Annotated in this window: 20 protein-coding genes and 1 other annotated feature; of the genes, 10 read left to right on the top strand and 10 right to left on the bottom strand. The window is 49.8% G+C overall.

The genetic code is table 11. The annotated features are described in order from the left end of the window. Positions 1–12: 12 nt before the first annotated feature. The 7 genes from pheS to J1C60_RS09865 form a co-directional block, all read right to left on the bottom strand. A complete protein-coding gene (gene pheS / locus J1C60_RS09835; RefSeq protein WP_128174251.1) occupies positions 13–996 on the bottom strand; it encodes a phenylalanine--tRNA ligase subunit alpha in 984 nt (327 codons plus the stop codon). Between the two features lie 195 nt (positions 997–1191). Beyond that, positions 1192–1315 (bottom strand) — a sequence feature (Phe leader region). Continuing rightward, on the bottom strand, positions 1266–1310 hold the full coding sequence (pheM, locus tag J1C60_RS09840) for a pheST operon leader peptide PheM (RefSeq protein WP_106120997.1): 45 nt from the start codon (positions 1308–1310) through the stop codon (positions 1266–1268). Its footprint overlaps the feature before it by 45 nt. Positions 1316–1435: 120 nt before the next feature. After that, on the bottom strand, positions 1436–1792 hold the full coding sequence (gene rplT / locus J1C60_RS09845) for a 50S ribosomal protein L20 (protein WP_128174250.1): 357 nt from the start codon (positions 1790–1792) through the stop codon (positions 1436–1438). 100 nt (positions 1793–1892) lie between these two features. Beyond that, positions 1893–2090 (bottom strand): 50S ribosomal protein L35, encoded by a 198-nt coding sequence (gene rpmI / locus J1C60_RS09850; RefSeq protein ID WP_004157374.1) that lies wholly within the window; start codon positions 2088–2090, stop codon positions 1893–1895. A 95-nt stretch (positions 2091–2185) separates the two neighbouring features. Continuing rightward, a complete protein-coding gene (gene infC / locus J1C60_RS09855) occupies positions 2186–2737 on the bottom strand; it encodes a translation initiation factor IF-3 (protein ID WP_040462415.1) in 552 nt (183 codons plus the stop codon). Positions 2738–2740: 3 nt separating this feature from the next. Continuing rightward, the gene (thrS, locus tag J1C60_RS09860; RefSeq protein WP_128174248.1) at positions 2741–4669 is read right to left on the bottom strand and encodes a threonine--tRNA ligase; all 1929 of its coding nucleotides are present in this window, start codon (positions 4667–4669) and stop codon (positions 2741–2743) included. A 347-nt stretch (positions 4670–5016) separates the two neighbouring features. Beyond that, a complete protein-coding gene (locus tag J1C60_RS09865) occupies positions 5017–5772 on the bottom strand; it encodes a DUF481 domain-containing protein (protein WP_128174247.1) in 756 nt (251 codons plus the stop codon). Between the two features lie 488 nt (positions 5773–6260). Here J1C60_RS09865 and ghoS point away from each other — a divergent pair, with 488 nt between their 5' ends. Continuing rightward, positions 6261–6551: a type V toxin-antitoxin system endoribonuclease antitoxin GhoS gene (gene ghoS / locus J1C60_RS09870; protein ID WP_128174245.1), complete on the top strand. Its 291-nt coding sequence runs from the start codon at positions 6261–6263 to the stop codon at positions 6549–6551. 104 nt (positions 6552–6655) lie between these two features. Beyond that, the gene (locus tag J1C60_RS09875; RefSeq protein ID WP_128174243.1) at positions 6656–7549 is read left to right on the top strand and encodes a fructosamine kinase family protein; all 894 of its coding nucleotides are present in this window, start codon (positions 6656–6658) and stop codon (positions 7547–7549) included. 22 nt (positions 7550–7571) lie between these two features. Here J1C60_RS09875 and J1C60_RS09880 read toward each other — a convergent pair whose 3' ends face one another. Then, positions 7572–8111, bottom strand: a complete 540-nt coding sequence (locus tag J1C60_RS09880) for a YniB family protein (RefSeq protein WP_128174241.1) — start codon at positions 8109–8111, stop codon at positions 7572–7574. 219 nt (positions 8112–8330) lie between these two features. Here J1C60_RS09880 and hxpB point away from each other — a divergent pair, with 219 nt between their 5' ends. The 6 genes from hxpB to katE all read left to right on the top strand — a co-directional run bounded on the left by hxpB (position 8331) and on the right by katE (position 15672). Beyond that, entirely contained in the window at positions 8331–8999 is a 669-nt protein-coding gene (gene hxpB / locus J1C60_RS09885; protein ID WP_128174239.1) for a hexitol phosphatase HxpB, read from the top strand. A gap of 193 nt (positions 9000–9192) precedes the next feature. Then, on the top strand, positions 9193–10029 hold the full coding sequence (gene kduI / locus J1C60_RS09890) for a 5-dehydro-4-deoxy-D-glucuronate isomerase (RefSeq protein WP_128174237.1): 837 nt from the start codon (positions 9193–9195) through the stop codon (positions 10027–10029). Positions 10030–10081: 52 nt separating this feature from the next. Continuing rightward, complete coding sequence (gene kduD / locus J1C60_RS09895; protein ID WP_128174235.1) at positions 10082–10843, top strand: 2-dehydro-3-deoxy-D-gluconate 5-dehydrogenase KduD; 762 nt, start codon at positions 10082–10084, stop codon at positions 10841–10843. A gap of 206 nt (positions 10844–11049) precedes the next feature. Beyond that, the gene (locus J1C60_RS09900; protein ID WP_128174233.1) at positions 11050–11640 is read left to right on the top strand and encodes a metal-dependent hydrolase; all 591 of its coding nucleotides are present in this window, start codon (positions 11050–11052) and stop codon (positions 11638–11640) included. 177 nt (positions 11641–11817) lie between these two features. Then, on the top strand, positions 11818–13209 hold the full coding sequence (locus J1C60_RS09905; RefSeq protein ID WP_128174231.1) for an L-cystine transporter: 1392 nt from the start codon (positions 11818–11820) through the stop codon (positions 13207–13209). 198 nt (positions 13210–13407) lie between these two features. After that, positions 13408–15672, top strand: a complete 2265-nt coding sequence (katE, locus tag J1C60_RS09910) for a catalase HPII (protein WP_128174229.1) — start codon at positions 13408–13410, stop codon at positions 15670–15672. Between the two features lie 199 nt (positions 15673–15871). Here katE and osmE read toward each other — a convergent pair whose 3' ends face one another. Beyond that, positions 15872–16210, bottom strand: coding sequence for an osmotically-inducible lipoprotein OsmE (osmE, locus tag J1C60_RS09915; protein ID WP_128174227.1), 339 nt, complete (start codon positions 16208–16210; stop codon positions 15872–15874). Between the two features lie 380 nt (positions 16211–16590). Here osmE and nadE point away from each other — a divergent pair, with 380 nt between their 5' ends. Then, positions 16591–17418: an ammonia-dependent NAD(+) synthetase gene (nadE, locus tag J1C60_RS09920; RefSeq protein WP_128174225.1), complete on the top strand. Its 828-nt coding sequence runs from the start codon at positions 16591–16593 to the stop codon at positions 17416–17418. Between the two features lie 119 nt (positions 17419–17537). After that, the gene (gene cho / locus J1C60_RS09925) at positions 17538–18407 is read left to right on the top strand and encodes an excinuclease Cho (RefSeq protein WP_128174224.1); all 870 of its coding nucleotides are present in this window, start codon (positions 17538–17540) and stop codon (positions 18405–18407) included. A gap of 102 nt (positions 18408–18509) precedes the next feature. Here the strand turns inward: cho and spy are convergent, their stop codons facing one another. Next, positions 18510–18998 carry an ATP-independent periplasmic protein-refolding chaperone Spy gene (spy, locus tag J1C60_RS09930; RefSeq protein ID WP_128174222.1) on the bottom strand — a complete coding sequence of 163 codons (489 nt, stop codon included), beginning with the start codon at positions 18996–18998 and terminating at the stop codon, positions 18510–18512. Positions 18999–19057 lie beyond the last annotated feature (59 nt).

Raw genomic sequence — 19057 nt, forward strand, 5'->3', positions numbered from 1 at the left:
TCAAACCCGCCTTTATTTAAACTGTTTGAGGAAACGTAAATCATTTTCAAAGAATGCACGTAAATCGGTCACGCCATAACGCAGCATAGTGAGGCGCTCCATACCCATGCCGAAAGCGAAACCAGAATAGACTTCAGGATCGATGCCGACATTCCGAAGCACATTCGGATGAACCATGCCGCATCCTAACACTTCCAGCCACTTACCGTTTTTTCCCATCACATCCACTTCCGCAGAAGGTTCGGTAAAAGGAAAGTAAGAGGGGCGGAAGCGGATCTGCAAATCTTCCTCAAAGAAATTGCGCAAGAACTCATGTAGCGTGCCTTTCAGATTGGTAAAACTGATGTTTTTATCTACGATCAGTCCTTCCATCTGGTGAAACATTGGCGTATGCGTTTGATCGTAATCATTACGATAAACACGCCCTGGCGCAATGATACGAATAGGGGGTTGCTGGTTTTTCATCGTGCGAATCTGCACGCCAGAGGTTTGCGTACGGAGCAGGCGCGTTGCATCAAACCAAAAGGTGTCATGATCGGCACGAGCAGGATGGTGTCCGGGAATATTGAGCGCGTCGAAGTTATGATAATCATCTTCAATTTCCGGGCCGGTCGCGACTTCAAAGCCCAGCTCACCGAAGAAAGTTTCGATGCGGTCGATGGTGCGCGTAACTGGATGCAGGCCACCGTTTTCGATACGACGTCCGGGCAATGAAACATCGATAGTTTCATCGGCCAGTCGGGCATTAAGCGCGGCAGATTCAAGGTGATCTTTGCGTGCGTTTAACGCTTCCTGCACCTGCTGTTTTGCTTCATTAATTACCGCACCCGCCGCTGGACGCTCTTCCGCTGGCAGTTCGCGAAGTGAGGTCATCTGGAGCGTGAGATGCCCTTTCTTACCTAAATATTCGACGCGTACCAGATCTAACGCGGCGACATCATGGGCATCATCAATGGCAGCCTTTGCACTGGCAACCAGTTCTGCGAGATGTGGCATTGTTTCCTCTTCTTCCAGCCCGAGAGGCTGGTCTGATTTATTGGGACAATAAGTCCGGGTGTCATGTCGCTATACACAAAATCATTCAGGATGCGTCACGCTGGCAAGTACATAAATCCCCGGCAGCCTAGTAAATCACTGACCGAAGAGGTGCACACAGCCAACAATGCGCAGCCTAAAGGATGATGGGTATAAAATAAAAAAGCCTCCACGAGGGAGGCTTTCAGCGCGATTTTTCGTTTCTCTTCTTATTGCGCAAAGCCCCCGATTCAGGCGCTAAAGTAAAAAAAGAAACGGAAAATAGCAGCATTCATGCTTGCGTTACCTTGTCATCTTAAAGAATTCTGCATGATGGACCGATCAGCAGCTATAGATATCAATATGTTGGAGAAGCTTACATAAAATAAAAGAGGGAGACAAGCTCCCTCTTTCATCTGACTTACGCCAGAGCTGATTTCGCTTTTTCGACCAGGGCAGAGAATGCCACTTTATCGAATACAGCGATGTCAGCCAGGATCTTACGGTCGATCTCAATAGACGCTTTTTTCAGGCCATTGATGAAACGGCTATAAGAGAGGCCGTTCTGACGAGCTGCTGCGTTAATACGCGCAATCCACAGCTGACGGAACTGACGCTTACGTTGACGACGGTCACGGTATGCGTACTGACCTGCTTTGATAACAGCCTGGAAGGCAACACGGTAAACACGTGAACGTGCACCATAGTAACCTTTAGCTTGTTTTAAGATTTTCTTGTGACGTGCGCGAGCAACTACACCACGTTTTACACGAGCCATTTAGCTCTCCTGTTTACTATTCTGATTGATACCCGATCTCCTTCTCACTTCCACGCAATGCGTAATAAGGGAAAAACGACCAGGCAGGGAAAAAATTAACTTATGCGTATGGCAGACAGGCAATAACTAAGCCCAGATCGCCTTTAGACACCATGCCTTTAGGGCGCAGGTGACGTTTACGTTTAGTCGATTTTTTGGTCAGAATATGACGCAGGTTTGCGTGCTTACGCTTGAAGCCGCCAGAAGCGGTCTTCTTGAAGCGCTTTGCCGCGCCACGTACAGTTTTAATCTTTGGCATTTAAAAAATATCCACTTCGCATTGTTAATAAAATGAACCAGACAGGTGAATCTGTCCGCATCGACCAGGCCGCTACGGACAGGTTACTTGATAACCTACTGTTTCTTCTTGGGAGCGAGCACCATGATCATCTGGCGGCCTTCGATCTTCGAAGGGAAGGATTCGACAATGGCCAAATCCAGATCTTCACACAAATCTTTACGGACGCGGTTAAGCACTTCCATACCGATCTGCTGGTGCGCCATCTCACGGCCACGAAAACGTAGCGTGATTTTAGCTTTATCGCCATCTTCCAGAAAGCGAATCAGGTTGCGTAGTTTGACCTGATAGTCGCCATCATCGGTACCAGGACGGAATTTAATTTCCTTAACCTGGATAACTTTTTGCTTCTTCTTCTGTTCTTTAGAAGATTTGCTTTTTTCGTAGAGGAACTTGCCGTAATCCATAATACGACATACAGGCGGTTCGGCGTTAGGGCTGATCTCAACTAAATCAACGCCTGCTTCTTCAGCTTTCTCGATAGCTTCACGCAGACTAACAATACCCAGCTGCTCGCCTTCGATGCCTGTCAGACGCACCTCTGTTGCACGGATTTCACCGTTAATTTTATTTGGTCGCGTCGGTAGAACTCGTTTTCCGCCTTTAATACTTTATTCCTCCAATTGATGAAGATTTCGGCTGCGAATCTCTTGCTGCAGCTTTTCGATAACATTATCTACGTCCATGCTTCCAAGGTCTTTACCACGGCGGGTGCGAACGGCAACTTTGCCTGCTTCCACCTCTTTATCACCACAGACCAGCATGTAAGGGACACGACGTAAAGTGTGCTCGCGGATTTTAAAGCCAATCTTCTCGTTTCTCAAGTCCGCTTTTACACGAATTCCCGCATTCTGCAGTTTACGGGTCAATTCTGTGACATATTCGGACTGACCGTCGGTGATATTCATAATCACCACTTGCACCGGAGCGAGCCAGGTTGGGAAGAAACCGGCATACTCTTCGGTAAGAATACCGATAAAGCGCTCCATGGAACCCAGAATTGCACGGTGAATCATCACCGGCACCTGACGTTCATTATTTTCACCCACATACGAAGCGCTTAAACGCCCCGGTAGTGAAAAGTCGAGTTGAACAGTACCACATTGCCATGCACGATCCAGACAATCATGCAGAGTAAATTCAATCTTAGGACCGTAGAATGCACCCTCACCCGGCTGATACTCAAACTCAATGCCATTTTCTTTCAGCGCTTCCGCCAGATCGAGTTCAGCGCGGTCCCACATTTCGTCGCTACCAATACGTTTTTCAGGACGCGTTGACAATTTTACCACGATCTTCTGGAAACCGAAGGTGCTGTACATGTCGTACACCATCTTAATACAGCTATTTACTTCCTCACGAATTTGCTCTTCGGTACAGAAGACATGCGCATCATCCTGAGTAAAGCCCCGCACACGCATCAATCCGTGCAATGCACCGGATGGCTCATTACGGTGACAGCTACCGAACTCCGCCATACGTAATGGCAAGTCGCGGTAAGATTTTAGCCCCTGATTGAAAATTTGCACATGGCCTGGGCAGTTCATCGGTTTAATGCAGTATTCGCGGTTTTCCGATGACGTAGTAAACATAGCCTCTTTGTAGTTTTCCCAGTGGCCTGTTTTTTCCCACAGCACGCGGTCCATCATAAACGGACCTTTCACTTCCTGATACTGATACTCTTTGAGCTTGCTGCGGACAAATACTTCCAGTTCGCGGAAGATGGTCCAGCCGTCGTTGTGCCAGAACACCATACCCGGTGCCTCTTCCTGCATATGATACAGGTCGAGTTGCTTTCCGATTTTCCGGTGGTCGCGCTTCGCGGCTTCTTCCAGACGGAGAAGGTAGGCCGCCAGCTGTTTTTTATCTGCCCATGCGGTGCCATAAATACGCTGCAGCATTTTGTTGCTGCTATCGCCGCGCCAGTACGCGCCGGACGTTTTCTGCAGTTTAAAATGGTGACAGAAACGCATATTTGGCACATGTGGACCGCGGCACATATCAACATATTCTTCATGATGATACAGGCCGGGACGATCATCATGGCTGATATTTTCGTCAAGAATCGTAGTTTTATAGCTTTCGCCGCGGGCGGCAAAAACGTCACGCGCTTCCTGCCAACTCGCTTTTTTCTTGATAACGTCGTAATTTTTCTCTGCCAGCTCGTGCATCCGCTTTTCGAGCAGTTCGAGATCTTCCTGGGTTAACGTATGGTCAAGATCAACATCATAATAAAAACCGTTGTCGATCACCGGACCAATCGCCATTTGGGTATCTGGCCACAATTGCTTAATGGCATGACCTAACAGGTGCGCGCAAGAGTGACGGATAATTTCCAGACCGGCTTCATCCTTCGCGGTAATAATAGCAACGCTTGCATCTTCGGTAATCGGATCGACTGCATCGACTAATTCACCATTAACGCGACCAGCAATACAGGCTTTCGCAAGGCCAGGACCGATATCCTGCGCGATATCCATCACGCTGACAGCATGGTCAAAAGAGCGTTGGCTTCCATCAGGAAGAGTAATAACGGGCATTTTACATCCTTAATTGCAGTGGTAACCCACACGAAAGATTACATGCAAATCATAGTTTATTTATATACAACAGGCGCTTGAGACTTGAAACCAACTTACATGTGTCAGTTTGGTACCCGGCCTGGTACACATATTCAAAAGTGTGCGTGAGCAAAAAACTTTTGACGGGGGAACATCTTACACGTCGGGTACAAGAAATGCACGGATTGGGCGACAAACGAAGCGTTCGCCGCTCGGTAAAAGCCACTTCCTTTACCGCTGATCTAACGATTCCGATGGCCTAAAGAGGACTCAATGCGCGAGACGTGTGAAAAGCATCAGGGCCGGAAAACCCGGCCCTGTGAAAATCACATTGCGTAGGACAATTGAATGGAGGTTTTGGTATCAGTTTTATCCGGCGCAGACTCTGGCGGATTCTGGTTCCAGGTGACGTTGTAAGCCAGTTTTAACGAGAAATGATCGTTAATGGCAACCTGCAAACCGGTTTCGGAGTTGACGGTCGTGTCGTCACTTCCCAGCACCGAAACACCCTGAATAAAGCGTGTAGTATCCGTCAACTGCCACTGGTAGCTCAGTGCACCATAAGCCAGCGCCTGAGTATCATGCCCCCCTTCGTGGAAGTCGTCGTAGCGCACACCCGGACCGGCTTCAATACGCAGTGAATGGATAGGTCCGTTCAGAATTTGACGACCATAACCTGCGGCGAAAATAGAACGTCCGTCATAACCGTTAAGGCGGTCACTTAACCAACTCGCCTGACCGAACAGGTAATCGTAATCAGTCATATTGTAACGGCTACGCGCGCCCACTTGATACGTTTCTGACGACCGCTCGTCGTTAGAAGAGGTATTTGATGCATTACCCCACAAGCTGTAAGCGGTTCTGGTTTGGTACCATGTCATATTCGTCGCAGCAGCCAGAGAAGAACTTTTTGTATTTCCCGTTTGCGCCAAATAGCCCGCAGACGCGCTACCTTCAAAAGGCTTTTTTGCCGTAGAAGGATCGTCCATGGAGGTAAAGACGGAGTTATCAGCCAGTGCCTGGTGACAGAATGTCCCCGCAGAGAGCAAAAGAACCGCAGACAGTTTATTAAGCGCTTTCATTGAATATATGACCCGTACGACAGTTTAAAAAAAGGTAGTCTGACGAAATTTAGAGCGTGTTCAACGTCATTTACGCCAGATATTGTAAATAAGTATTAATTCGCTTTTTTTGCCAGGCATCGTGCCCGTATCGCTTGCTGATTGGGATGATTCCCATTACTGGCGCGCATTATAGAGTGTAATGCACGCTTTCACATCCGCTTTTACAGAAGATTTTTCTGCCGACAACATGCCCGTTGGATCCACTACGCGGTATATTTTTAGGTGCCCGTGAATACATCTCTTTTTGCTTTCAGGCGTTGTCGTACTCCAGGCAATACCGCACGCCGATAATAGCCAGCCCCCCTTCGACAAGCGGTGGTGGACAGATAAAGGGGCAAACCGCAATCGCGCGCTCGTTCCCTTAACCGCGTAACGTTACGCGATCGCTCCTCTTTTCCTGCGGATGTACTATGCTAAAAATACTTTCGATAACAATGAGGTAAATCATGAGCTCAACGTCATTAACACGTTATGTCGTGACCTTTCATTATCAGGAAAATAGCTTGGGTGATATTAACAAACTCACCAGTACCCTGACTGAAGCTGGTTTTTCGGCCACGCTCAACGATGATGAAGGAAAAGTACATGAGTTGGGAACCAACAGTTTTGGTATCGTCAGTACCCTGGAGGATCGGGAAATCAGGGAAATGGCTGAAGGATTTGGTCAAATCGCCCTTGGTGACCGGCCTGAAGTCGAAGTACTGCAATGGGAAGCGTATCGGCAACGCGACAAATGAGTGTCTGATTGTGTAAAGAGGAGACTAACCCGTGCATGGACACTGGTTTTGGTTAATATTTAAGCGTTAGAATTAACTTCACGCAGCGAAATGAGGAAAGCCCGATGTGGTCAGCCATTAGTCGTCTGTTGAGTGAGCAGTTAGGAAACGCAGAGATTCACCAGCGTATCGAGCTGGCTGGCGGAGAAGTTCATTCCGCCTGGCATATTCGTTATGGTGAACATGATATTTTCGTTAAGTGTAACAGCCGGGATAGGCTCGCTCTTTTCACCTGGGAGGCCGATCAACTGGCGCTGCTATCACGAAGCCAAACGGTCCGGGTACCTAAGGTTTACGGTGTTGGCAGTGACCGTGATTACAGCTTTCTGCTACTCGAATATCTACCGGTTAAAGCGCTGGATGCACACAGTGCCCGGCAGTTAGGTCAACAATTGGCGCGCCTACACCAATGGAGCGAACAGCCGCAGTTTGGGCTCGATTTTGATAACAATATCACCACATCACCGCAGCCTAATAGCTGGTTGCGTCGCTGGTCAGTTTTTTTCGCTGAACAGCGTATTGGCTGGCAGCTCCAGTTAGCAGCAGAGAAAGGCATCCAGTACGGTAATGTCGAGCTAATCGTCAATTGCGTACAAAATGCACTGGCATCACATCATCCCCAACCTTCCCTGCTACATGGCGATCTCTGGCCAGCCAACTGTGCCGGAAGCCAGAATGGCCCATGGATTTTCGATCCCGCCTGTTACTGGGGCGATCGCGAATGCGATCTGGCAATGCTCTCCTGGTATGATGCGTTACCGCCGCAGATTTACGAAGGCTACCAGTCCGTTTGGCCGCTACCTACGGATTTTATGCAGCGCCAACCCATCTATCAACTCTACTATTTACTCAACCGGGCTAATGTCTTTGGCGGCGGTTGGTTAGGAGAAGCTCAGCGGGCAATAGGTCAGTTACTGGATGCCGATGAGCAGGGAAAAATCCAGGCAAGGCCAGCCTGATGCCCACGGCATCAGGCCAGAATCACTGAATAAAACCAAGGAGTTTAAGAATGAAATAGCCAGCAATCGCGATCGCAACGGGCAAAATATAGAGCGGGAATATTTGTAAAAAAATCGTATTGCGTGGTACCACGATCTTCTCTTCCAACTGCTGACGGCTCCGCCCTTCGCTGCCTTTCGCATTTTCCATAATCATCTGATCTTCGAGCCCCTCTTTAATATGACGCGACTGACGCCACATTCGCGCCCCGGAGGCCTGCAAAGCAATACCGACAAAAATCAGGATATAGATACACCAGAACAGCAGATTAGTGCTCCCGGAAAAATCCGGCACTGGCGAGTTTTTCCAGAACACACCAAGAAACGGTGTATTAAAGCGGATCATATCCACCATCACATGAACAAAATCCAGCATAACGGCATCAATGCCGGGACGTTTCTCGCTGTGCTGGAACATAAAGCTCAGCAGAGAAATGAGGGTGGACAGCAATGCCGGTATAAAGATAATCCAGCCAGCAAGGCGTTTAATGATGGCGACTCTGCCAGCTTGTTGATAAGTCATGGTTTCTCCTTCCCCTGTATTTGGCTGTAAGTCTACCCGTTGATGCACAAAACTGCCTGCAAAAAATAAACGCTAAATGCAATGCCACGTCATCCCTGTACGCTATCAAGCTAAAATCACGGTAGCAATGTCCCGCCAGACCAGCGTATTCCAGCCATATACCCTAAATAATTCGGCTTCATGCTAGAGTATGCCCAACCTGTTAAACGGAGCCGCTGTATGTCTTACAAACGACCTGTGCTTGCCGCAATTTTTGATATGGATGGTCTGCTGATTGATTCTGAGCCGCTATGGAATCGCGCTGAATTAGATATTTTTGCCACCCTGAACATTGACTTAACTCGTCGGAGTGAACTGCCGGATACGCTTGGTTTGCGCATCGATCAGGTGGTTCGCATGTGGTACGAAACCCTGCCGTGGAACGGGCCGGACCAGGCCGAAGTTACCCGGAGAATTATTTCCCGCGCGTTAAACTTAATTGAAGAGCTGCGTCCTATACTGCCCGGCGTTGAACACGCGCTGACACTATGCCGTACGCAAGGTTTAAAAATTGGCCTCGCATCTGCCTCACCGCGTCATATGCTTGAACGCGTATTGGAATTGTTTAACCTGCGTGATTACTTTGATGTAGTGGTATCCGCTGAGGCATTGCCTTACAGCAAACCGCACCCACAGGTTTATCTGGATGCGGCGGCACAATTAGGAATTGACCCGCTTAACTGTGTCACGCTGGAAGATTCATTTAACGGGATGATTGCCACTAAAGCCGCCCGCATGCGCTCGATCGTCGTTCCTGATGCTGAGCTGCGCGCCGACCCGCGCTGGACGTTGGCCAATGTCCAACTTGATTCTCTGCAATTGCTGACGCGTGAACATCTTTTGGGATAATCTCACTTTCAGGCCACGTCATATGGCCTGAAATTTTTTCTGCGGATGCAAATAATTGATCCGTGCTACAGAATAAATAAAACACCATTTCATTTTTATTGAATTAACATCCCATCCTGCCTATCATCTGCCTATCAGCCCGCGCTATCTGTCCGGGTATCTTGTTAACTGCAGACATGAGAGAGGCACCGACATGCAAGTCCGTCAAAGCATTCATAGCGACCACGCAAAATTGCTGGATACCAACGCATTACGCCGTGAGTTCCTCATCGAGACGATTTTTGACGCCGATAACTACACCATGACCTACAGCCACATTGATCGTATTATTGTGGGCGGCGTTATGCCGGTAGTAAAAAGCGTGACCATCGGCGCCGAAGTAGGCAAGCAGTTAGGCGTAAGTTATTTTCTGGAGCGCCGCGAGCTGGGCATTATCAATATCGGTGGCCCCGGCGTGATTGATGTCGATGGTAAAACCTGGGAAATCGATAACGAGCAGGCGCTGTATATCGGTATGGGCGCAAAATCCGTTATCTTTAAAAGCATTGATGCCAGCCATCCTGCCAAATTTTATTACAACAGCGCACCAGCACATACGCGCTATCCCGATAAAAAAATCACGCTGGAAGAGGCCTCTTCCTCGACGCTTGGCGATCCGTCCACCAGCAACCGTCGCACTATCAACAAATTTATCGTGCCGGATGTCTTACCAACCTGCCAGCTCACCATGGGGCTGACCAAGCTGGATGAGGGCTGCTTATGGAATACCATGCCGTGCCACACTCATGAACGCCGAATGGAAGTTTACTTTTATTTCGACATGGATGAGGAAACCGCCGTTTTTCATATGATGGGCCAGCCGCAGGAAACCCGACATTTACTGGTGCATAACGAGCAGGCGGTCATCTCCCCCAGTTGGTCAATACATTCGGGCGTAGGCACCAAGCGCTACACCTTCATTTGGGGAATGGTCGGCGAGAACCAGGTCTTTGACGACATGGATCACGTAAAAGTCAGCGAAATCCGCTAATTTTATTCGGCCAGTTCTGCTCTGGCTACACGTTGGAATAAGAGAGTAAAGAATGATTCTGAATGCATTTAACCTTGCAGGCAAAGTAGCTCTGGTCACTGGCTGCAATACGGGCCTCGGACAAGGGATGGCTATCGGCTTAGCGGAAGCGGGCTGTGACATCATTGGCGTTAACCGCTCCGGTCCTGATGATACGCAGGCACGTGTTGAAGCGATAGGCCGCCGCTTTTACGGAATTGATGCTGACCTTATCGACACCCAGTGTGTTCCTCAAGTCATTGAGGACGCCATTGCGGCCTTTGGTCGTATCGATATCCTGGTTAACAATGCGGGAATAATTCGTCGTGAAGATGCCATCGATTTCAGTGAACAGGACTGGGACGATGTGATGAACATCAACAGTAAAACGGTATTTTTCCTTTCACAAGCGGTTGCCCGTCAATTCATCAAGCAAGGCAGCGGCGGTAAGATCATTAATATTGCTTCAATGCTCTCTTTTCAGGGTGGCATTCGGGTTCCCTCTTATACCGCGTCGAAAAGCGCAGTGATGGGATTAACGCGCTTAATGGCCAATGAGTGGGCGCGCCACAACATTAACGTCAATGCTATCGCACCGGGTTATATGGCCACCAATAATACCGAGCAATTGCGTAACGATGAGGATCGTAGCCAGGAGATCCTTGGCCGCATCCCCGCGGGTCGTTGGGGCAAACCGGAAGATATGATGGGCGCTGTTGTTTTCCTCGCCTCGGCGGCATCAGACTACATCAGCGGTTATACCCTGGCCGTAGACGGTGGCTGGCTGGCGCGGTAAACCGCCCTTGACGCATCCGAATCATTAATCGTGACGGTTAGTGATTCGGTCAGCTCCCGCTTACGTGCAATGAGATTGCCAGGTTCTGCACCAGGCGTTTCACGGTGGGGTATTTTTTAAATATTGTTACAGCGTCACTCGTTCATTTTACTGGATATATCCCCTATACTGGATGCATTGACAGTTATTGCAGCCAGGTTACTCCCATGACGGCCGAAGGCCACCTTATTTTTGCCATTGCCAGTGCTATATTTGCGAAACGCGCCGAACTGACGCCAGAGTTGGCAAACGGCGACTGGTGGCACGTTATCCCGGCAGCTTTATTAACCTGTCTGTTACCGGATATCGATCACCCTAAATCTTTGCTGGGCCAGCGCCTGAAATGGATATCTCAGCCCATTGCGCGCGCTTTTGGCCATCGTGGCTTTACCCATAGCTTACTGGCAATTATCGCGGGGCTCGCCCTATTTCAGATCAATATCCCGCGCGGCTGGTTAGTCCCTGCAGATGCTCTGCAAGGACTGGTACTGGGCTATCTCAGTCATATTGTGGCCGATATGCTAACCCCCGCCGGCGTGCCACTACTTTGGCCATGCCGCTGGCGTTTTCGCCTTCCTTTGCTTAATAGTCAAAAAAGTAATCAGTTGGAGCGCGTATTGTGTCTCGCGTTGGTGGGTTACGCCATTTGGTTCCCGCCGGGAATGACACCTTTTGGTCCATCTGGTTGGCCCACACAGGTGATTAATACCGTACAGGGAAATCTCGATAGATTAATAAACAAACATATTGAACATTAATCACGCTAATTAATGCAAAAAGTAATAAACAATTCTATTTGAATATAATGGTGCACCATAACGAGCTGCTACCATGCACCAACATGGCGCGTCTGGAAACTTATTCCGCGCTGGTAATGACACAGCTTAAAAGCCGACGAGTTATAATACGAACGGCTGTTTTATGGAGAAATAAGGATGAACATACCGCTCATTCTCAATATTGTGGCATTTATTGCCCTGATATTACTTTTGGCAAAAACGGGGCAAACCCAGTGGAGTTTGTCTAAAAAAGTCCTCGCTGGTTTGGTTATGGGTGTCGCATTTGGACTGGTGCTGCAACTGGTCTATGGCGAAGACGCCCCGGTACTGCAAGAGTCTATCAATTGGTTCAATATCGTCGGTAATGGCTACGTGCAATTACTGCAAATGATTGTGATGCCATTGGTATTCGCCTCAATCCTTAGCGCGGTCGCGCGCCTGCACAACGCCTCTTCGCTGGGCAAGATTAGCGTATTGACCATCGGCGTACTGCTGTTCACAACGGCGATTGCATCGCTGGTTGGGGTGTTCGTCACACATCTGTTTGGTCTGAGCGCGGAAGGTCTGGTGCAGGGGGCGCAGGAAAATGCGCGTCTGGCTGCGCTACAGAACAACTACGTCGGCAAAGTCGCCGATTTGACCGTCCCACAATTGCTACTCTCCTTTGTACCCAAAAATCCGTTTGCCGACCTGACAGGTGCCAAACCAACGTCAATCATCAGTGTCGTTATTTTCGCCGCTTTCCTCGGCGTGGCGGCGTTACAGTTGCTGAAAGATGATGAAGTGAAAGGCCAGCGCGTCTTAACCGCGATTGACACATTGCAATCCTGGGTGATGAAACTGGTACGTCAGGTTATGAAGCTGACGCCTTATGGCGTTCTGGCTCTGATGACCAAAGTAGTGGCGGGATCAAGCCTGCAGGATATCATCAAGCTTGGCGGCTTCGTGGTAGCATCCTACCTCGGACTGGCGATCATGTTTGCGGTTCACGGACTGTTGCTTTCGGTAAATGGCATCAATCCAATGCGCTTTTTCCGCAAAGTATGGCCGGTGATTACCTTCGCCTTTACCAGCCGTTCAAGCGCGGCCAGTATTCCGCTGAGTGTTGAAGCACAAACACGTCGCTTAGGCATCCCGGAATCCATTGCCAGCTTCTCCGCCTCTTTCGGCGCGACAATTGGTCAAAACGGTTGTGCCGGGCTTTATCCGACCATGCTGGCGGTAATGGTGGCACCCACTGTAGGCATCAATCCGTTTGATCCACTGTGGATCGCGACGCTGGTCGGTATTGTGACGCTGAGTTCTGCCGGCGTCGCTGGCGTGGGCGGCGGTGCAACGTTCGCCGCACTGATAGTTTTGCCTGCGATGGGCCTCCCCGTGACTCTGGTCGCTCTGCTGATTTCCATCGAGCCCCTGATTGACATGGGCCGTACGGCGCTGAACGTCAACGGCTCTATGACAGCAGGTACGCTAACCAGCCAGTGGCTGAAGCAAACGGATAAAAGTATTATGGACAGCGACGAAAAGTCTGAGCTGGCACATCGATAAACGTCAGGGTCGGGCATCACCCGGCCCTTATCGTTCCGTGAAACAATTTTTTACCGCCTTTTATCGCCCTCATTTTCATGTCTGTCACCGCCATAATGTAATTTATCTGCCTTAATCCCTGCCCTTCACAGGCGTATAGCTGCGGGTGTTCTATAGTTAGGGATGTCTAAATGCGACATCAACAGGAGCACATGCATAATGTCGAAAGAAACCGATAACAAGGAACTCAGCCATAATGCACCAGCGACAGGCCCCGAATCTGCAAAGCCAGGCCTTGACTCGCTGGCACCCGCAGATGGGTCACATCAACCTGCGCAGCACCCTTCTGCACCCGGCAAGCAACCCACTGCACCGGGCAGCTTTAAGACACCGGATACGCATAATGCGAAAATCGATCAGTTGGAGAAAAACCGTAAAGGCGGCGAAAATTTCCCGCTAACCACTAATCAGGGAACACGCATCGCCAACGATCAGAACGCATTGCGTGCGGGTACCCGTGGCCCTACGCTACTGGAAGACTTCATTCTGCGTGAGAAAATTACGCACTTCGACCACGAGCGTATTCCTGAGCGCATCGTTCATGCACGCGGCTCTGCCGCGCACGGTTACTTTCAGCCTTACCGTTCACTCACCGATATCACTAAAGCGGATTTTCTGCGCGATCCCGATGAAATCACGCCGGTTTTTGTACGCTTTTCTACGGTACAAGGCGGTGCCGGTTCCGCTGATACCGTGCGGGATATTCGTGGTTTCGCCACCAAATTCTACACGCAGGAAGGCGTATTCGATCTGGTTGGCAACAACACACCGGTATTTTTTATTCAGGATGCGCATAAATTCCCGGATTTTGTTCATGCCGTTAAACCTGAGCCTCATAATGAAATGCCGCAGGGCCAAAGTGCCCACGACACCTTTTGGGATTATGTCTCGCTGCAACCCGAGACATTGCATAATGTGATTTGGGCGATGTCAGATCGCGGCATCCCACGTAGCTATCGCACCATGGAAGGTTTCGGTATTCATACTTTTCGCATGATCAATGCTGAAGGAAAAGCCACGTTCGTGCGATTCCACTGGAAACCTGTGGCGGGTAAAGCATCGCTGCTTTGGGATGAATCACAAAAACTCACGGGGCGAGATCCCGATTTCCATCGCCGCGACCTGTGGGAAGCGATTGAAGCCGGTGATTTTCCCGAATATGAATTGGGCGTACAACTTATCCCTGAAGAGGACGAGTTCAAATTCGACTTTGACCTGCTGGATGCAACAAAACTCATTCCAGAGGAGTTAGTGCCGGTTGATTTGATCGGCAAAATGGTTCTGAATCGTAACCCGGATAATTTCTTTGCTGAAACCGAGCAGGTCGCTTTCCACCCCGGGCATATTGTTCCCGGCCTTGATTTCTCCAACGACCCGCTGCTGCAGGGACGCCTTTTTTCCTATACCGATACCCAAATCAGCCGGCTCGGCGGCCCCAACTTCCATGAAATTCCGATTAACCGACCAGTATGTCCCTATCACAATTTTCAACGTGGTGGCATGCATCGGCAAGACATCGATACGAATCCGGCCAACTACGAACCGAACTCTATTAACGATAACTGGCCGCGTGAAACACCGCCCGGCCCGCATCGCGGTGGATTCGAAAGCTATCAGGAGAGAATTGAAGGCCACAAGGTTCGTGATCGTAGCCCGTCATTCGGCGAATATTATTCGCAACCGCGCCTGTTCTGGCACAGTCAGACGCCGATTGAGCAACAACACATTATTGACGCATTTTCCTTCGAATTAGGAAAGCTCTCTCGCCCTTATATCCGCGAACGCGTCGTCGATCATCTGGTGCGGATAGATATCTCGCTGGCACATGCCGTGGCAGAAAATTTAGGGATCGCGCTTTCGGATGAAAAATTGCACACCGCCCCCCCCAAAGACGTAAACGGGCTAAAAAAAGATGCCAGCCTCAGTCTGTACGCGGTACCAAGTGGAAATATCAAGGGACGCCAGGTCGCGCTTTTGGTGAGTGACGGCGTGAAGGCGGCCGATGTGCTGGAGATCCTGCAATCTCTCAAAGATAACGGTGTACACACGAAGCTACTGGCAGCGCATATGGGACAGATCCGTGCAGATGACGGTTCAGTGTTGCCGATTGATGCGACCTTTAGCGGACTACCATCGCTCACTTTTGATGCAGTCATTGTACCTGATGGCAATATTGATGCGCTGTTGCTCAGTGGCGATGCGCGTTATTACCTGCTGGAGGCATATAAGCATTTAAAAGTCATCGGCTTCAGTGGAGATGCCCGTCGTTTCAAGGCACAGTTCGGCCTTGCAGAGGGGGAGTTGGAGGAAGGGATCGTGGAAGATGACAAGGCAGAAGGTGTCTTTATCAGTGAATTTCTTTCCTTCCTTGCCGCACATCGAATCTGGTCACGCAGCCAGAAGGCATTAAGCGTGCCCGCTTGACGGACTTTTTCACGGCGGGCAAAGGATTCGCTCGCCGTTTAAATCCCTCTGCGCGGACGCTTTTCCGGACTTGCATGCAAAAAACAGCAGCATCACCCATAAAAAAAGCGACCATACACATGGTCGCGGAGCTTGATAATAACGGTATCGAAAAGCAGACCGGCATCACCCGGCCAATCTCGATAAGCGTGTCAGTCGCTTACTGCTGAGGCGCTTGTGGATCGGTATCATACTCTTTACAGCTCTGGAAACCGTAGTTCATCACGCGCCCCGTATCGCTGTAACTTACAAAATACGTTTGCGGCTGACCATCACGCTCGCCCAGTACATAAGTCTGGCAGGTACCGCGTGCGTGCGTCATCGTAATCTCAGTAGAAGGTGCACCCGCCACTTCACGCACCTGCTCGCGGGTCATGCCCTTTTTGACATCCTTCACCACCGGTTTTGTGACGTAACTTTCTGCACGATCATAGGCCGAACAGCCAGACAACACAGCCAGAGCCACTGCAGCACCAATAAATCCCGTTACTTTAATCATCTTTTTGTACCTCATTTATTATCCATGTAACTATAAGCCTGGAATATAAATGCTGATTTTTCAAATTTATGGCGCATTATAATGGCTTTTTAAGAGTCCGCCGATGTCGCCACAATCCTCAACTGGGTGCGCGTACTACACATTTACCACTGTGCCATCCACGCAGGAAGGCGGTTAAGACCACAGTCTCCTCTCTCAGAACGTCGCGCCAACCTTTTTTCTTCCCTGCCCTGAAGCCATTAGCGGTTGAACTGACTGATTTAGCAGCAGATGACCGCTAGCGCAGCAGATTGTTTCTTGTCGTTTTATCCGATGCGCGTTAGCTTAACGGTAATACTATTCGCAACGGCCCATCAGGCAACTGACGTGAGGAGAGGTTCATGGCACTGCAACAGAAAATTATTGAAGCACTTGGCGTTAAGCCAGTGATTGATGTCAAACAGGAGATTCGTACCAGCGTTGAGTTTCTTAAATCCTATCTGAAAACCTATCCTTTTATTAAAACGCTAGTGTTGGGTATCAGTGGCGGTCAGGACTCCACCCTGACCGGGAAACTGGCGCAAACGGCCATCAGTGAATTACGTGAAGAAACGGCGAATCCGGAGTACACCTTTATTGCCGTTCGCCTACCGTATGGCGTCCAGGCCGATGAGCAGGATTGCCAGGATGCCATCAATTTTATCCAGCCGGACCGCGTGCTGACCGTCAATATTAAAGAAGCTGTGCTTGCGAGTGAGAAAGCTCTGAAAGAGGCGGGAATTACTCTGTCAGATTATATTCGCGGTAATGAAAAGGCACGCGAACGCATGAAAGCGCAATACAGCATTGCCGGAATGAACGCGGGTGTTGTGGTCGGTACCGATCACGCGGCAGAAGCCATTACCGGTTTTTTTACCAAATACGGCGATGGCGGCACCGATATCAACCCTATTTTCCGGTTACATAAAGGCCAGGGAAAGATGCTACTGAAAGCGCTGGGCTGCCCGGAACACCTCTATCTGAAACAACCTACCGCCGATCTGGAAGACGATCGTCCGGGCCTGCAGGATGAAGTGGCTTTAGGCGTAACCTACGCACAAATTGATGCCTATCTTGAGGGGCAATCGATTGATCCCGCAGCCGCCAGGATTATAGAGGGATGGTATCAGAAAACCGAGCATAAGCGCCGTCCGCCAATTACCGTGTTTGATGAATTTTGGAAAAAATAGTGCTGCAGGGCGACCATACGTCGCCTTTTTACTTTTCGTTCGACCTTTTTCCCTCAGCCTCTTTTTTCAGCATACCTTGCCTGATACACTGTATAAAAACACAGCATCAGGATGAGTAAGTGGCAAAGCGAGTAGCAACCCACCGGCTGGAATTTGAACCCGCCGCGATTTATGAATATCCGGAACATCTTCGCCAGTATCTGGCGGATCTTCCAAACCTGCCCGGTGTCTATATTTTTCATGGTGAAAGCGAAGTAATGCCGCTCTATATTGGCAAAAGCGTCAATATTCGCAGCCGCGTAATGTCGCATTTTCGTACACCTGCCGAAGCAAAAATGCTGCGGCAGACAAAACACATCAGTTGGGTCACCACGGCAGGAGAACTTGGCGCGCTGTTACTGGAAGCACAGATGATTAAAAATCAGCAGCCACTTTTTAATAAGCGACTGCGTAAAAATCGTCAACTCTGTTCCTTGTGGTTGAACGACCAGCGGCCCGCGGTAGTGTACGCCAAGGAACTGGATTTCTCCTCGTCCCCTAACCTGTTTGGCCTGTTTGCTCACCGCCGTGCAGCTCAGGACACGCTGAAAAAAATCGCCGATGAACAGCAACTGTGTTACGGGGTACTTGGACTGGAGAGCGTTGGCGCTCATCGCGCCTGCTTCCGCGCCAGCCTTGGACGCTGCGCCGGAGCCTGCTGTGGTAAAGAAAGCCTTGAAGCACACCATCAACGTCTGCTCGCCGCGCTGGACAGGCTCCGCGTGGTTTGCTGGCCCTATGATGGCGCGATAGGTTTAGTCGAGCAAGGGCCAATGGAAACGCAGATCCATATTATTCATAGTTGGTTTTGGCTGGGTTCGGTCACGGAGATTGCCGATGCCCCAACGCTCGTTCGCACGCCAAAAGGGTTTGATAGCGACGGCTATAAGATTCTGTGCCGCCCGGTACTCAGTGGCAAATACCCCATCATCCCCCTACCGACACTATAAAACCGCCGGCGCTAACCACAACCTTAACAGGCAATATGGGTAACGTCGGCGGTCTCAATTTCACTGTGTCAGTGTCTGCGGACGATAAGGGTCACGCCGCCATTAGCCTGCCGCTGGCAGCATCTTTTTGCCCTGATGCTGTGGTTTTGCCGTCAGTTGCTTCTCGAAGTTGTCGTTGTACTGTTTTTTCTGTTCCGGCGTCAGCACGTTATACAACTTGTTTTGCGTCTCAAGCATCGCTACCGCATTCTCTTTAGCATTCGCTGTCAGCTTGTCTGCCTGCGCTTCCGCCTTCGCTTGATCAAAGCTATCCGCGGCAATAATCGCATGATTAGCGCGCCGATCGTCCAGCGACGGACGCTGCATTTTTTTATGGGACGCTTTCATGATGCTGTGCATCTGTTCTTTTTGCGCATCCGTCAAATTCAGACCGCTAAACAAGGTTTGCATATTCCGATGCATTGGCATTTTATGCTGGCTCTTTTCGCCTGCAGCCGGAGGAGGTGTCAGGTTATCAGCTGCAGCATGAACGATATTAGCCGCGCCCAGAGCCAACGTTGAAGCAACTAAGAGGGATGTTAATTTACGCATAATATTGTCCTTACTTTTCAGTTTTATAACGACAGACCGTGTCGCGAGTTCGACATCAA

It is taken from the genome of [Pantoea] beijingensis, assembly GCF_022647505.1.
GTDB lineage: Bacteria > Pseudomonadota > Gammaproteobacteria > Enterobacterales > Enterobacteriaceae > Erwinia > Erwinia beijingensis.

What these genes read in the sequence shown, in the direction of transcription:
- hxpB (WP_128174239.1), top strand. Translation starts at nt 8,331, where the DNA reads ATGTCTTACAAACGACCTGTGCTTGCCGCAATTTTTGATATGGATGGT.
- J1C60_RS09865 (WP_128174247.1), bottom strand. Translation starts at nt 5,772, where the DNA reads ATGAAAGCGCTTAATAAACTGTCTGCGGTTCTTTTGCTCTCTGCGGGG.
- pheS (WP_128174251.1), bottom strand. Translation starts at nt 996, where the DNA reads ATGCCACATCTCGCAGAACTGGTTGCCAGTGCAAAGGCTGCCATTGAT.
- spy (WP_128174222.1), bottom strand. Translation starts at nt 18,998, where the DNA reads ATGCGTAAATTAACATCCCTCTTAGTTGCTTCAACGTTGGCTCTGGGC.
- J1C60_RS09880 (WP_128174241.1), bottom strand. Translation starts at nt 8,111, where the DNA reads ATGACTTATCAACAAGCTGGCAGAGTCGCCATCATTAAACGCCTTGCT.
- kduD (WP_128174235.1), top strand. Translation starts at nt 10,082, where the DNA reads ATGATTCTGAATGCATTTAACCTTGCAGGCAAAGTAGCTCTGGTCACT.
- osmE (WP_128174227.1), bottom strand. Translation starts at nt 16,210, where the DNA reads ATGATTAAAGTAACGGGATTTATTGGTGCTGCAGTGGCTCTGGCTGTG.
- J1C60_RS09875 (WP_128174243.1), top strand. Translation starts at nt 6,656, where the DNA reads ATGTGGTCAGCCATTAGTCGTCTGTTGAGTGAGCAGTTAGGAAACGCA.
- rplT (WP_128174250.1), bottom strand. Translation starts at nt 1,792, where the DNA reads ATGGCTCGTGTAAAACGTGGTGTAGTTGCTCGCGCACGTCACAAGAAA.
- J1C60_RS09900 (WP_128174233.1), top strand. Translation starts at nt 11,050, where the DNA reads ATGACGGCCGAAGGCCACCTTATTTTTGCCATTGCCAGTGCTATATTT.
- katE (WP_128174229.1), top strand. Translation starts at nt 13,408, where the DNA reads ATGTCGAAAGAAACCGATAACAAGGAACTCAGCCATAATGCACCAGCG.
- kduI (WP_128174237.1), top strand. Translation starts at nt 9,193, where the DNA reads ATGCAAGTCCGTCAAAGCATTCATAGCGACCACGCAAAATTGCTGGAT.
- nadE (WP_128174225.1), top strand. Translation starts at nt 16,591, where the DNA reads ATGGCACTGCAACAGAAAATTATTGAAGCACTTGGCGTTAAGCCAGTG.
- ghoS (WP_128174245.1), top strand. Translation starts at nt 6,261, where the DNA reads ATGAGCTCAACGTCATTAACACGTTATGTCGTGACCTTTCATTATCAG.
- J1C60_RS09905 (WP_128174231.1), top strand. Translation starts at nt 11,818, where the DNA reads ATGAACATACCGCTCATTCTCAATATTGTGGCATTTATTGCCCTGATA.
- thrS (WP_128174248.1), bottom strand. Translation starts at nt 4,669, where the DNA reads ATGCCCGTTATTACTCTTCCTGATGGAAGCCAACGCTCTTTTGACCAT.
- rpmI (WP_004157374.1), bottom strand. Translation starts at nt 2,090, where the DNA reads ATGCCAAAGATTAAAACTGTACGTGGCGCGGCAAAGCGCTTCAAGAAG.